The sequence below is a fragment of the Psychrobacter sp. H27 genome (genome assembly GCF_059072655.1).
This window is the reverse complement of the sequence record NZ_JCACRX010000001.1, coordinates 677,559-691,410: the sequence shown is the minus strand read 5'-3', so window position 1 is coordinate 691,410 and position 13,852 is coordinate 677,559. Positions and strand designations below refer to the sequence as shown.

The window sequence follows — 13,852 nt, the reverse complement described above, 5'->3', positions numbered from 1 at the left end:
CTGTCTTGGTAACGAGCATGTGTCTTAGCATGACTGCTCAAGCAGCAGTAGAGGACTTTCAAATCAATAGTCTGGTCGCACAAGCGATTCAAACTCATCCATTGGTAGGATCCGCTCGCGCCAGTCAACAAGCAACGACTGAAGGTATCAACGCAGCTAAATTAAACCTCTTGCCAACACCAAGCGTTAGCTCAGGCTATGATAGAGACAATGACTTTGTCTCACAGGTGACTCTCCGTCAGCCTCTATGGACGGGTGGTAAGCTCACAGCAGATGTGAACCAAGCCATATTCGATGATAAAGCTGCTGTAGAATATATCTATGAGCAACAAAACTCGGTTGCTAAAACGACGATCGGTGCTTGGCAGAGCTATATACAAGCTGTCGCCACGCAAAGTGTTCATGTTGAGAATCTAAAAGAGCTCGGTGATTTTGAGGCTATGATGCAGCGCCGTGTAGGTCAGGGCGTATCAGCCCGTATTGAGCTTGACCTAGTGACGAACCGCATTTTGCAAGAGCAGACGTCTTATCAAGCGGCAGTAGAGCAGCAACGTATTGCAGCTGCTCGGCTCGAGCAAATTATTGGTCAGCCATTGTCTCAAATGAGCGTGACGAGTATACCGAATATCAAAGTATTGGTTGAGCAGGCCAAGCGGCAATCTGTTGATTTTGAAAGAATGGCTTTTGATAGGGCAGGGTTCTACAATCCTACCGTCGTAAAAGAGCACTACCAGATAGAATCTGCCAAGCAAGGTGTTGAGTCACAACAAGCGGCGCGCTACCCAACGGTCTATGCTCAGTATGAGCAAGCTTATTATCATGAAGATAATGAAAATGATGGGCAGTTTTCTTTGGGGCTAACTTATGCGCCAGGTGCGGGGTTTTCCAATTTTGCACTCGCACGAGCATCACAGGCAGAAGTTAACAGTTTAATGCAGAACCAAGAAGCATCGCGGCGTAACGTGATAGAAAATATTCAAGTACAGTATCAGCAGTTCGTCAGCGCAAAAGATAGAGAGACCTCACTGGTGGCTGCCGTAGCCGGCGCACAGATTGTGGTTAACTCTTACCGCAGACAGTTTATAGCAGGTCGTAAGTCATGGCTTGAGGTGCTTAACGCCGTACGTGAACACAATGATTACCAAGTACAGCTGGTGCAGACCCGAGCAGAGATGTTGGGCGCATTTTATAGTCTCCAAGTAGACTTTGGTATCATGCAGTGGCAGCAGTTTTCTCACAATCGTCAGCCTGTGACTTTGTTCAATCCCGTAGATTCTGTAAAACAGTGGTTCAATAAGCAAGACAAAAGCAGCGCCAGTCGTGAGTTTGGTTATGGCAGAAACGATGTAGAAGAAGAGTATATTGAGATTAGTTTGCCTGCAACTGCTGAGCAGGGACTAAATGATGGCGAGTATCTCATGCTGAATGATGACTACAGCATCACGCCGATAACGGAACAAAGAAGTATGACAAACCGTTAGATAGTCATTTAAGCGCACGTTATATCTTGCATACGCAACCATCTAAAATATTAAATAAGTGATTCATATGAGTGCACAATTACAAAAGACATCATCTCAGTCTGTTGGTCACAATGAGTTGCAGCACGCAGAGCAAGTTGATCTGACTGAAACGCTGACCGAGGCTATCAAGCACTTACTTGGTCAGCAAGGCTATCCGGTAGACAATATTCGTCTGCATGATGTCGTCAAGCGCCATAGTGAGCAATCGGACAGGCAAGGTCAAAGCATTCATGAGCTAGGCGGTGTCATTGCTGTGTTACAAGGGATTGGTATTACTGATACCCCTGAGATATTAGAGCAGCCTGACGCGGCCTTTTTGCCTCTATTGGCATATCGATCAGATTTGGGATGGGGCGTCATCGACGGTCAAACACCGCAAAAAAGCTGGAACTTTAGACAAGCGGAAAAGCAGGTACATACCCGTGTCGATGAGCTAGCTTTGGTATTACGGATTCGTTTAAAAGAAGATCATATTAAGCAGCGTAAAGCGTCGTTTTCTGACTTACTAAAGTCTGACTTGGGCAACTATAAAGGCATTCTAGCTGAAGCTGTTATTGCAACCTTCTTGATTAATATGTTGGCACTAGCCGTCTCTTTATTTTCGATGCAGGTGTATGACCGGGTCATACCGACTCGTAGCGAATACACCCTCATTATTTTGGCGAGTGGTGTGTTCTTAGTCATTGTCTTTGAAGCCTTCATGAAATTCTCACGATCGAGAATCATGGACAAAGTGGTGGTCGGTCTTGATCAGTACTTATCTAGAGAAGTATTCCAACGATTATTAAAAGTACGTATCGACCAGATGCCAGGGTCTGTTGGCTCTATGGCTGCACAGCTACGCGGCTATGAGCAAGTACGCAGCTTTTTTACGGCAAGCACGCTGTTCGGTTTGGTCGACTTGCCGATGACCATTATCTTTATCAGTTTGATCGCCTTTATCGGATCGCCGCTAGTAGCTGTTGTGCCAGTGGTGGCCGCAGTCATTGCGATTACGATGGGGCTGGTTGCCCGCAAACGCATTGATGCCATTGCGTCAGAAGGTGCGACTGCCTCTTATTATAAAACAGGTCTGTTAGTTGAAGCAGTAGAAGGTGTTGAGACCATAAAAGCGGGGGCGGGCAGTTGGAAGTTCCTCTCGCGTTGGCTTGATGTGATGAACGTCACTATCAAAAACGATTTGGATATGAAGCATGCCAATGACAATTTAACGTACTTCACGCAGATGCTGCAGCAAGTCAGCTATGTGGGTATCGTGATTGTCGGCTCGTTTGTAGTGATGCAAGGCGACATGACGATGGGTGGATTGATTGCTTGTTCGATCCTAGGTGGTAGAGTGCTAGCGCCTGTTATGTCTATACCCAACTTACTGGTGCAGTATGCTCATGCCAAAGCTGCCAAGTTGAATATTGAGAGTCTATTTGCATTAGAGCAGGACAATCAAGGCGTTGCCTATCCATTGTCACCCACACATATCAAAGGTGCTTATCAGTGTGATGGTTTGGCATTCAACTATAAAGACAACGACCGTCCAGCCATTAGTGTTCCGCAGCTCTCTATCAAGCCAGGAGAACGTATCGCGATACTCGGACCTATCGGTTCAGGTAAATCTACCTTGCTCAAAGTACTGGCAGGGCTGTATGCGCCGACCCAAGGGCGTGTGTTATTAGACGGTCTTGATATCCATCAAATCAGCCGTGAGACCCTCAGTGAACGCTTGGGCTATTTGCAACAAGACCATCGACTGTTTCAGGGTACGCTGCGCGAAAACCTGCTAATCGGTATGGCAGCACCCAATGATGACATTCTACAAGACACGTTGAATAGGACAGGGCTCATCAATTTGGTATCGAGTCACTCAAGCGGTTTAGATTTGCCGATTAGTGAAGGCGGTAAAGGACTATCAGGTGGACAAAAACAACTGGTTGCATTTACGCGCTTATTATTGACCAAGCCTGATGTGTTCTTGTTGGATGAACCGACTGCGTCTATGGACAATCGACAAGAACAGCGTTGTTTGCAGGTCCTGCGTCAGGAGTTGACACAGGGGCAGACATTTATCGTCGCCACTCACAAAACCGCCTTGCTAGATTTGGTTGACCGACTCATTATTATGGACAACCAGCGTATTATTATTGACGGTCCAAAACAGGCGGTACTCGATGAGCTTCGAAAAAACGACCAAGCGAGAAACAAGACAACTGTACAGCAAAAAGACAAGATTATTCATAAAACCAATCAACCATCATCAGAGCATGCTGATAACACCAAACCTGCAGCATCTAGAGTTAGAAACATCAGTATAAAACCGACTAAAATCAAAAACTCAACAGATGATCAAGGGAAGTAGGCATGTCAGAGTATAAGTACACACCCACCAAGCCCAAGGTTAATCGTTCAAGATTGAGTATTTGGATTGCACTCGTTGGTATTATCTGTTTGATAGTTTGGGCATCATTTGCCAAGATTGATCAAGTTACGCGTGCTCAAGCAACCGTCATCGCCAGTGCTCGAACCCAAGAAATTCAAGCATCAGAAGGCGGCGTGTTGACACAGTTGGCTGTCTCAGAAGGCGAAGACGTCAAAGCAGGTCAGTTACTGGTCGTTCTAGAAGAGGAGCGCGCCAAAGCTGCTGTTGATAACTCAGCATCCAAAACAGCAGCATTAACGGCTAAGCTTGCAAGATTAAATGCTGAGATTTTTGAGAAGCCATTAGTATTCCCTGAAGGGGTGCAACAGTATCCTGAATATGTCCAAAACCAGAGAGCGCTATACGATAGACGTCGTCAAGCTATCAATGAAGAGGTCTCTTCTCTTGAAAAAATGCTGGTGCTGGCACGTCAAGAACTACGTATGAACGAGCCATTACTAGAGTATGGCGATGTTAGTCAGGCTGACGTCATCAAGCTAAGTCGTCAAGTGGCTGATATTGAAGCGCAGATAAATAATAAGCGTAATAAGTACTTTGAAGAAGCACAGGCTGAAATGACCAAAGCTCAAGAAGAGCTGGATACCGAGCTTGAACAGTTACGAGATCGGGCGCAAGTGCTAGAAGAGAAGCGGCTAATGGCGCCAACAGAAGGTAAAATAAAAAATATTAACGTGACTACTATTGGCGGTGTCGTCAAGCCAGGTGAGGTCATTATGCAAATTCTGCCGACCAGTAGTGATTTGGTCATCGATGCCAAGGTCAGCCCTGCCGATATTGCTTATGTCAAAGAAGGTCAAGAAGCAACGGTTAAGCTCGATGCCTATGATTACTCTATCTTTGGTGCGATGGAAGGGACGGTCAACTATATCAGCCCAGATACCCTGATGGAGCAAACGCCTAAAGGAGAAGAGCCTTATTACCGTGTACTTATTGTGATTAATGGCGCAGAATTTAAGGGTCGCGGTGATGAGATTGTTATTAAGCCGGGTATGACCGCTTCTGTTGATATCAAAGCCATGGAAAGAACCGTGTTATCATATCTCACCAAGCCAATTACCAAGACATTGTCAGAAGGTCTAGGTGAGCGCTAATTCATTCATATCAAATCATGACTAACAACAATACAAAAACCCCTAGTTAATCGCTAGGGGCTTTTGTATGTGAACATAACCGCTTAGATGTCTCAAGTATTCACCATATGGTTACTCAGAGCCTCTACTGTTTTGGTTAGACTGATTGATTGGTATCTCGCTATCTTGAATATTCGTCTCACTTCTCAATTGCTGCCGCTCATCGATTCTTTGTTGATTGCGTTTTTTGACTTCGTTGATGGCTGCACTCAACTGATCATTAACTGCTTCCACTTCAGATTTTGCTGAGAGATAGTCTTTATCTACTTTTACATTGCTCTTTTGTGTGGGGATATCCCGATCTAGTAACCCTGCATTATTTTTTGCTTGCTCCATATTATTTTCAGAATTCGCGGGTATAGATTGAGGAGTATTGTCTACTTGGTTTTCTAAAGGTTGGTTTCTTTGGGTTTGTTCTCTTTGAGTAGGAGATCTGAATTTTTGCGGTGTTCCTGGGGTGGTAGTAATAGGTTGTTTAGCAGTGTTGGGTTGTCTAGTAACGTTAGCATTGCTATTAGACACCTCAGGCGAGTTGGTTTCTTCACTCTCTACGGTGATGATAGGTTTGCTGTTACTGGCGGTATTTTTTGAAGCGTTACTATTCTCAACGCCGTTATTGTTTACTATATCAACGTTTACTACCTCATCGCGACTATCGGTACCGCTACCTTCGTTGTCCAGCGTTTTCGTGCTAGTCACAGAGGTGGTATAGATTTTATCACTAGGCGCTGAGGGTGTACTGCTGATAGCGGCTGGCTGATCTGTATTCATACTAATGTTAGCTATTTCTACCGTATCAGCATGATTGGTATTGAAATAAAAAATAAGAAAAACGCCCACATGCACCAATATCGCAAGACTTAATGCCCAAAACCATTTTTCACGAAATTTCATCATTATATGGCGCTACCTATCTTATATTAGTACCTGCACTGATTACTTTGAGGTTATCAAATAATAAGGGTCATTGGTATAGAGCGTTTATTCTGTTTTTAGCTTAAGCATCTTGCATGGCGTCTTCGGTTTCAAATTCAGCCAGCATTTCTGTAATAAGCTGATCTTTTTTGTGCCATACCTGTTCAACCCAGTCAAACATCTGTGCTTTTATCGCTTCATCTGTTTCGTAACCGCCGTTTTTGATCGCCGTAAATAGATCTTCTGGTATCTCGATATGGCGGACATCGACGCCTAGACGTTTGATGTTACCTTTCCATAGGTCACTATAGGTGGGTACGCCATCAGGATAGACAATCGTCATATCTAGCATACCGTCGATCTCTGAGCCCAAAGCACTCAAAGCAAGTGACAGTCCACCAGCACGCGGCTTTAGCAAATGCTTGTAAGGCGAGTTCTGTTTGTCCCGTTTGCTAGGGGTAAAGCGGGTGCCTTCTAGATAATTCAGTAGCGTAAAGGGCTTGTCTTTTAGTAAGGCGCAGGCACGTCTTGCTTCTTCAATATCTTTACCCTTTAACGCAGGGTTTTTGGCGATGGCTTCCTTAGAATGTCGACGCATCATCGGAAAGTCTAGAAAGTAAAAAGCCTGACCAATCACGGGAATATATATAAGTTCAAATTTGGTAAAAAAGCGCGTCAATGGTAGCCGCTTTTCACTGATATATTGCACGATACTGGTATCGACCCACGACTGATGGTTGCTGACCAGTAAGTATTTACCATCTGTATGTACGTCATCAGGTAAACTGATGCGCCAGTCTTTGCGCGGCAATACATTATCGATAACAGCATTGTTGCTATTGATCCAATAATTAGTGACATCGATGACAGCTTTGTCAGCGACAGCTGCTCCAGTAATGGCTTTTGCTGCACCCATGATCCATACCGGCGGGCCTGCCAACATACTATTAAAAGTAATGACACCTGTTGCTGTCGTTAAAGATGCTGCTTTGCCCAAGATTGGGGCGCGTTCGTGTAGCTTTTGGACGATTGATTTCAATCGCATAGTAGATCCTTTTGCTCATACGGATGATGAGATGTTAATAGTATTTGAATGATAAGATATTGGTAGTGTTGTTATCAATTTTAGCAGAAATAAATCTTAGTGTACGAGTGTTAACAACAAATAATAAATAGCGTCTTTGGCAAAAAAAATTCATTTCTAACGTAAAAAGAGCGTACCAAGGAATGACCTTGATACGCTCTTTAGAAGCTGTTGTCTATGTTTTTTTGTCTATGCAGAGTAGGACTGATTAGACATGCATGCCGCGAATGGGATAGTTGTTTTCTGGTTTTCTGACAAATACCAAACCGTTTGCAAGCGCTTCAAGATCAGGTCTAGAAAAAGGTGCATTTGAGATGTCAACAATTTGTATATTGCCTTCGCCGTTCACCACAAACACAGCAGGTTCTGCAAATGGATGATCTGTCTCTTTCGCTGAGCGTGGATCAGAGATATAAAGTCCTAGCGTATTCATTTGCTCGACAGTTAACCCATAGGCGATAGGGAAGCTGATATCTAAGTCTTCTAAATGACCTTCTAGCTGCTCTTTACTATCGCCAGATACAGCAATCACATCGACACCGTTGTCATAAAATGATGGTAGCACAGTCTCTAATGTATTGAGATACTTAGTGCAGATAGGGCAGTGTTTACCGCGGTATACAACCACCAATTTCCAGTCATGACCGTTCTCAGGTTTGCCAAGTTCTGTCAGCTCTCCATTGAGTACTTGTACTTTCATTTCAGGGAAAGTGGCGCCAGCTTTGATTTTTTGAGCATAATTGTCTGACATGTTTTTGTCCTTTTGATTTTTTATGATGGTGTGCTATCAGTGAGTGTGTTCATTGCTTACTTTAACAATCACTATGGATAAGATGTTGATTTATTACAGTACATTACAACACCACGTCATAACCGTACCCAACAGTATCAACATCGAGAGTAGAAATGATGAACACTCATTTCTAAAAAATAATATTTAATCTATATAAGTGCCGCTATTTTGCATCAGCACTATCAGCGATCAGCTTGTCTTGAGTCTTTAAGTCAAAATCTGAAGCATCATGACGCTCATGAAGCTGCTGGGAGGGCTCACCCCAAGTGCGGTTTACTTTGCGACCGCGCTGTACAGCAGGGCGCTCAAGAATTTCTTTGGCCCAGCGGCGCACGTTTTTATAGCTCTCAACTTGTAAGAACTCACCTGCCTCGTAGGCTTCTCCAAGTATCAGATTGCCATACCAAGGCCAAGTGGCAATGTCCGCAATTGTGTATTCATCGCCACCTAGGTAGCGATTTTTTGCCAGCTCTCGATCTAACACATCTAATTGACGTTTGACTTCCATCGTAAAGCGATTGATAGGATACTCAAACTTCTCTGGTGCATAAAAATAGAAATGCCCAAAACCGCCGCCAAGATAGGGGGCAGAGCCCTGTAGCCAAAACAGCCAGTTCATCACTTCTGTGCGTGCCGCTGCGTCTTTTGGAAGTAATTTTCCAAACTTTTCGGCCAGATAAAACAAGATAGAACCACTTTCAAATACTCGGCTACCGGTATCGGTATCAAACAAAGCTGGGATTTTTGAATTTGGATTGACATCAACAAACCCTGATGAGAACTGATCTCCCTCACCGATTTCGATCAGATGTGCATCGTACTCAGCCTCTACAATACCCAAAGCCAGTAGCTCTTCAGCCATAATAGTGACTTTTTGCCCATTAGGCGTGCCTATTGAATAAATTTGTAGAGGGTGCTTGCCACGAGGTAATTCGCCTTCGTGAGTTGGACCTGCGATAGGGCGGTTGACGCTCGCCCATTTGCCGCCACTTTCGGCATCCCATGTCCAAATACTAGGCGGTTCGTAATGATTAGAACTTGACATAATTATGGTACCTTCTAGGTTAATGTGCTCAATATTATAGATAAGACGTGATACAAGTAATGAGTCAGGTAAGGCAATTTTTTAGTCTGGCATATCTGCCAATTGCTTTAAAATATTTTTATAATTCTCGACGCCTTGAGCACCGCTTACCAGATGGCGACCGTTAAATATAACCGATGGCACACTTTGAATGCCTTGCTGTCTTGAATGCTGTACCGATTCACGTACCACATTAGCAAAGCGTTGATCTTCGATAACCGCAAGTGCCTCAGCTCGATCCAGTCCAATATCTGCTGCAATACCTGCAAGTACTGTACTGTCACCTACGTTTCGATTATCGACGAAGTGTGCGACAAACAACGCTTGCTTTAAATCGTGCATACGCCCTTGCTCATCGGCCCAATGTAGTAGCTGATGGGTATTGAAAGTATTATAGGTACGAAAGTCATCTGTGAACTGAAAATTAAAGCCAACTTCCGCGCCTGCGGCTGTCATTCTAGCTCGGCTTTCTTTAACATTCTCAGCAGTTGTACCGTATTTTCCCATGATATGCTCACGGTAATTCCGTCCTTCAGCTGGTGTGTTGGGGTTGAGCTCAAAGGGATGCCAGTGAATCTCATGAGGGGTGTTGGTTTGCTGTAATGCCTCAGCCAGTTGACTGTAGCCAATGGCACACCAAGGGCATACAACGTCTGACACGATGTCTATTTGTAAGGGTTTCTCTAAATGTTCCATATCATCTCTCATTAGCGATATATTAAAATGAAAAACTGCTGCCCGAAGATGTTTCGAACAACAGTATGAAAACATCAAATTGACGGTGTCAGCGCTAGGCTGGTGCTGCTATTAAACAGCTTTATGCCACTCAAACTTTTGGAATGGTTTGTCTACAGGTGTATCAGCCAGATGGTTTGTGTAGTTGCTCATGACTTTTTGAGCTGCACCTAGAATAATTTCTAGAATTTGACGTTTGGTATAACCTGCATCCAAGAACGCTTGAACGGCGCTATCGTCTACATTACCACGACCACGTACAACAGAAAGTGTAAAATCACGCAGTGCTTCTAGACGTGCAGTTGGTAGTGGCGTTTCATCACGTAGCGCATCAGTAATAGCATCATCTACTTTCATGCTTTTAGCGATACCAGTGTGAGCAGGGACACAGTAATGGCAGGCATGCTCAACGTTGATAGTTTGCCATACGACAGTGGTTTCTTCATCATCAAAGCTGCTGTTCAAGAAAAGCTCATGAAGACGCTGATAGCCTTCTAGTAAACCTGGTGCTTCAGCCATAACAGCATGTAGGTTTGGGATCATACCAAAAGCATTGATAGAGGTATCAAGCAATGCTTTGCTTTCTTGTGGCGCACTGTCTTTATCGTGTAGTGTAAATTCGGTCATAATACAATTCCTAGTAGTCGGTTTAAACTTAATATGTTTTAGGGTTTTAAGATAGCCCAAGAGTAATCGTTGATTTGGTATCGATCATTATTTTGAATGATTACTCAAAACTGATGATTTTGCTTAGTAAGAGAATCAATAGAGACTACTATAAATGATATTGAGCAATCGCTCAATAATTATTTGAGTAATCGTTCAACTAAATTGTAATGATTAAATTACATTTCTACAATATGTAGTAATTATGATAATAATATCAATAGCCTAATGGAGTAACACTGTGTAAGTGAGCGCATTTATAAAGTGATAAAAGCGTATTGACGGGTCATAAGCAGCAATGACAAAGAGAGATAATTAAGTCATTGCCGCACCATGACAGTGCTAGAGTAAATATGTACCAAAGAATAGGAGTAGAAATAGAGAGCAGACTGTTATCCTTTTGCTATTTCTTTATGTTGACGTTGACACTTATTGAGTGGGTATGAACTTTGGAGAGGAAGTTAACGAACCTCAGTCATCTCGTGCAGAACAAATGACTCGACGGCATCCTCAGTCGCTGCTGAAAAATCTTTTAGATGCTGGTTTTCCATATGAACCTGCCATAATTCACGCGTTGCCCAACTTTCATGGAACATAAAATGAGCAGGGTTATCGTTATCTTGGAACAGATCATAACGAATACATCCTTCCTCATCACGTGTTATGGGTATCAGTTTCTCAAGTTCAGATTTGACAAGAGCAACGCTATTATCTTTTGCCGTTATATGAGCAATAATCGTTAATACAGACATTTTTAATCCTTTTTATTATGAGTTGTTGAGACAGTTAGAGTGGATTGTATGGGTACATAATTTATCATATCAACATATATTGCTACTTGAACGAACGTTCATTTATGGCTATAGTGTTTGCCAGACAATAAGAAAACGCTTCAAATCATGACGCTTATTTTTGTTCTCTCTACTATTTTTTATGTTTTTTCTACTGCCTTTTATAGTCATCAAACGACTATTTCCCAATAGGATAAGATTATGCTTAAGTTTTATTTTCATCAAACCCCAAACCCAATGAAAGTGGCACTGTTTCTTGAAGAGACAGGTTTGCCATACGAACTCGTCGCTGTTGATACTCTAAAAGGTGAGCAACATACGCCTGAGTACCGTGCCATCAATCCAAATGGTAAAACTCCAGCGCTCGAAGATGATGGCAAACGTGTATTTGACTCTACTGCTATCTTGATGTACTTGTCGGAAAAGACAGGACAATTGGCAGGCAAGCCAGAAGACCGTAGCGAGATGCTGTCATGGCTTATGTTCATTGCATCAGGACTGGGTCCTTTTTCTGGTCAATCGGTTCACTTTAGACACAAAGCACCAGAAAAAATCACTTATGCCATCAATCGCTATCTTCGTGAAGCTGAGCGTCATTACGAAGTGCTAGACACGCATCTACAAGAGCGCGAATATCTGGTTGGGGATGAATATACAATTGCAGATATCTCTGCTTGGGGCTGGATTGATAAGGCAGCGGTCGTACTAGGTGATGCAGGATTGGACAACTATCCTAATCTAAAGCGTTGGTTTGCAAACATTGATGCCCGTCCTGCGGTACAAAAAGCCCGCGATATCCCTAAAGGTATTGATTTTAAGACTGACTTTGATGACGTTGCGGCACGCGCACTTTATCCACAAAATTTTGATAAAAACAGTTAATCAAAGCAAAAGCGGTCAATAAGCCTTATAATATAAAAAGTGATTAAAACCAAGAACTAAGGTTGATTCTACAAACTTTGCCTTAAAATAGGTTTTAAGGCAAAGCTATTAAGGTGAAAATTATGAGTGCTCCGATAAAATTCAATCGTGAGGATGTGATCGAAAAAGCCAAAAATCTCTATTGGGAAAAGGGCTATCATGCAACGTCGATGCGCAACTTACAAGACGTCGTCAACATGCATCCTGGCAGTATCTATGCAGCTTTTGGTAGCAAAGACAAGCTATTTATAGAGTCATTAAATCGCTATGCAGCAGAAGGCGCAAAAAGACTGACCAATTGTATGACACAAAAAGACACGGTGCTTGGTGGACTAAGACACTTTATTCACACTGTGATCGTGTGTAATAAGGCAACAGCACCAAGTGGTATGTGTATGATCGTAAAAACGGTCGCCGAACTGACTCAGAATGATAGCCCAGAGCTACTGGCTCACGCGACAGGGATTTTAGAAGGAATAGAGACCTCATTTGCCACTTGGTTTGAGCAAGCTATTGAGAGCGGTGAAATCAGTGCAGAAAAAGAATCGACTGAATTGGCACGCTATCTTCAGATTCAGATCATAGGTCTGAGAACTTATGCTCAAGTAACTAGCGATGATGCTGCGGTCGAAAGGTACATCGATGATATTTTTAAAAATATAGTGTAAAGAAAGATATTTTCTAACAACAGCACCCTTATTACCATAGTGGTAGTAAGGGTGCTTTTTATTGATGATGCCTATATGGCGTCATGACTCAATTGCTTATTGAGAAGGTTTAGATTCATCAGGATTATCACGAATAAATTTGAGAAGCAGCTCAGCCAACCTTTCACCTTGATCTTCTTGTAGAAAATGTCCACCATTAACGATAGTTGTATGCTGCTGACCATTCGTACCAGGGATGAGTTTTTGCAAAATACGATCGCCACCGCCAGTCACTGGGTCAGAATCACTGAACAGCGTAATAAAAGGCTTTTTCCATTTACTAAGTTTGGCCCATGCGACACGGTTTTTTTCTGAAGCAGGGTCATCTGGCGTAGTCGGCACCAGTAATGGGAACTGCCTAGCGCCTTCTTTATATGACTCATCAGGGAAGGGCGCATCATAGGCATCAATCACCGCTTGCGATAGCGTCGTCGTGGTACCGCTTTTGATTGTACCTCCTGCATTGAACTGAGGCGTATCTTGTGAGAACTGTTGCCATTTACGAAACCCTTCACCAGGATCATGATCACCAGTTGGGAGCATGGTATTGCCAGCAGCTACTCGAGCAAATTTATCTGGATGCTCTGCTACTAATCGTAGACCGATCAGACCACCCCAGTCTTGGCAAAATAACGTAATGTTATTTAAATCTAGCTGATCAAGTACAGATTGCATCCAGTCGACATGTCTTTGGTAAGTGTAGTCAGTACGCGATGCAGGTTTGTCTGACCGACCAAAACCAGGTAAGTCCGGCGCGATAACACGGTGCCCTGCAGCCGTCAGTATCGGAATAACTTTACGATATAAGTAGCACCAAGAAGGCTCCCCGTGCAGTAGCAATACAGGGTCAGCATCTTTTGGACCTTCATCGAGGTAATGTACGCGCAGCTCACCGCCCTCGGTGTCATCGACCATCAGATAGTTCGGAGCAAAATCATAATCGGGTAGATTAGTAAAACGGTCGTCAGGGGTTCTAAGGGTTTTCATATGTCGTCCTTGAGTTGAATAAATAACCGTGCGTTCTTGCACAGAGGTTAGACAGTCTATTAGCAGTGAGTATCTGAATGCTATT

The 13,852-nt window shown here is 43.3% G+C and carries 13 protein-coding genes; 5 read left to right on the top strand and 8 right to left on the bottom strand.

Annotation, left to right across the window (positions count from 1 at the left end; translation table 11 throughout):
- Positions 1 to 29 precede the first annotated feature (29 nt).
- From AC5JPY_RS02675 to AC5JPY_RS02665, 3 genes are all read left to right on the top strand, one after another.
- Entirely contained in the window at positions 30 to 1,481 is a 1,452-nt protein-coding gene (locus AC5JPY_RS02675) for a TolC family protein (RefSeq protein WP_493852019.1), read from the top strand.
- Between the two features lie 67 nt (positions 1,482 to 1,548).
- A complete protein-coding gene (locus tag AC5JPY_RS02670) occupies positions 1,549 to 3,873 on the top strand; it encodes a type I secretion system permease/ATPase (RefSeq protein WP_493852018.1) in 2,325 nt (774 codons plus the stop codon).
- Positions 3,874 to 3,875: 2 nt separating this feature from the next.
- Positions 3,876 to 5,045 (top strand): beta-barrel domain-containing protein, encoded by a 1,170-nt coding sequence (locus AC5JPY_RS02665; protein ID WP_319051487.1) that lies wholly within the window; start codon positions 3,876 to 3,878, stop codon positions 5,043 to 5,045.
- 111 nt (positions 5,046 to 5,156) lie between these two features.
- On the opposite strand, the gene AC5JPY_RS02660 is transcribed toward AC5JPY_RS02665, so the two are convergent.
- The 7 genes from AC5JPY_RS02660 to AC5JPY_RS02630 form a co-directional block, all read right to left on the bottom strand.
- Positions 5,157 to 5,981: a hypothetical protein gene (locus AC5JPY_RS02660; protein ID WP_493852017.1), complete on the bottom strand. Its 825-nt coding sequence runs from the start codon at positions 5,979 to 5,981 to the stop codon at positions 5,157 to 5,159.
- 100 nt (positions 5,982 to 6,081) lie between these two features.
- Positions 6,082 to 7,044 (bottom strand): 1-acylglycerol-3-phosphate O-acyltransferase, YihG family, encoded by a 963-nt coding sequence (gene yihG, locus AC5JPY_RS02655; RefSeq protein WP_493852016.1) that lies wholly within the window; start codon positions 7,042 to 7,044, stop codon positions 6,082 to 6,084.
- Positions 7,045 to 7,291: 247 nt separating this feature from the next.
- Positions 7,292 to 7,834 carry a peroxiredoxin-like family protein gene (locus AC5JPY_RS02650; RefSeq protein WP_493852015.1) on the bottom strand — a complete coding sequence of 181 codons (543 nt, stop codon included), beginning with the start codon at positions 7,832 to 7,834 and terminating at the stop codon, positions 7,292 to 7,294.
- Positions 7,835 to 8,039: 205 nt separating this feature from the next.
- On the bottom strand, positions 8,040 to 8,921 hold the full coding sequence (gene yghU, locus AC5JPY_RS02645; RefSeq protein ID WP_493852014.1) for a glutathione-dependent disulfide-bond oxidoreductase: 882 nt from the start codon (positions 8,919 to 8,921) through the stop codon (positions 8,040 to 8,042).
- Between the two features lie 81 nt (positions 8,922 to 9,002).
- The gene (locus AC5JPY_RS02640) at positions 9,003 to 9,656 is read right to left on the bottom strand and encodes a DsbA family oxidoreductase (protein WP_493852013.1); all 654 of its coding nucleotides are present in this window, start codon (positions 9,654 to 9,656) and stop codon (positions 9,003 to 9,005) included.
- 111 nt (positions 9,657 to 9,767) lie between these two features.
- Positions 9,768 to 10,322 carry a carboxymuconolactone decarboxylase family protein gene (locus tag AC5JPY_RS02635; protein ID WP_319051493.1) on the bottom strand — a complete coding sequence of 185 codons (555 nt, stop codon included), beginning with the start codon at positions 10,320 to 10,322 and terminating at the stop codon, positions 9,768 to 9,770.
- Positions 10,323 to 10,822: 500 nt separating this feature from the next.
- Positions 10,823 to 11,113, bottom strand: coding sequence for a putative quinol monooxygenase (locus AC5JPY_RS02630; RefSeq protein WP_493852012.1), 291 nt, complete (start codon positions 11,111 to 11,113; stop codon positions 10,823 to 10,825).
- Positions 11,114 to 11,353: 240 nt separating this feature from the next.
- Here AC5JPY_RS02630 and AC5JPY_RS02625 point away from each other — a divergent pair, with 240 nt between their 5' ends.
- The gene (locus AC5JPY_RS02625) at positions 11,354 to 12,034 is read left to right on the top strand and encodes a glutathione S-transferase family protein (protein ID WP_493852011.1); all 681 of its coding nucleotides are present in this window, start codon (positions 11,354 to 11,356) and stop codon (positions 12,032 to 12,034) included.
- A gap of 122 nt (positions 12,035 to 12,156) precedes the next feature.
- Positions 12,157 to 12,741, top strand: a complete 585-nt coding sequence (locus tag AC5JPY_RS02620) for a TetR/AcrR family transcriptional regulator (protein WP_493852010.1) — start codon at positions 12,157 to 12,159, stop codon at positions 12,739 to 12,741.
- A gap of 96 nt (positions 12,742 to 12,837) precedes the next feature.
- Here AC5JPY_RS02620 and AC5JPY_RS02615 read toward each other — a convergent pair whose 3' ends face one another.
- The gene (locus tag AC5JPY_RS02615) at positions 12,838 to 13,767 is read right to left on the bottom strand and encodes a haloalkane dehalogenase (RefSeq protein WP_493852009.1); all 930 of its coding nucleotides are present in this window, start codon (positions 13,765 to 13,767) and stop codon (positions 12,838 to 12,840) included.
- Positions 13,768 to 13,852: the final 85 nt, after the last annotated feature.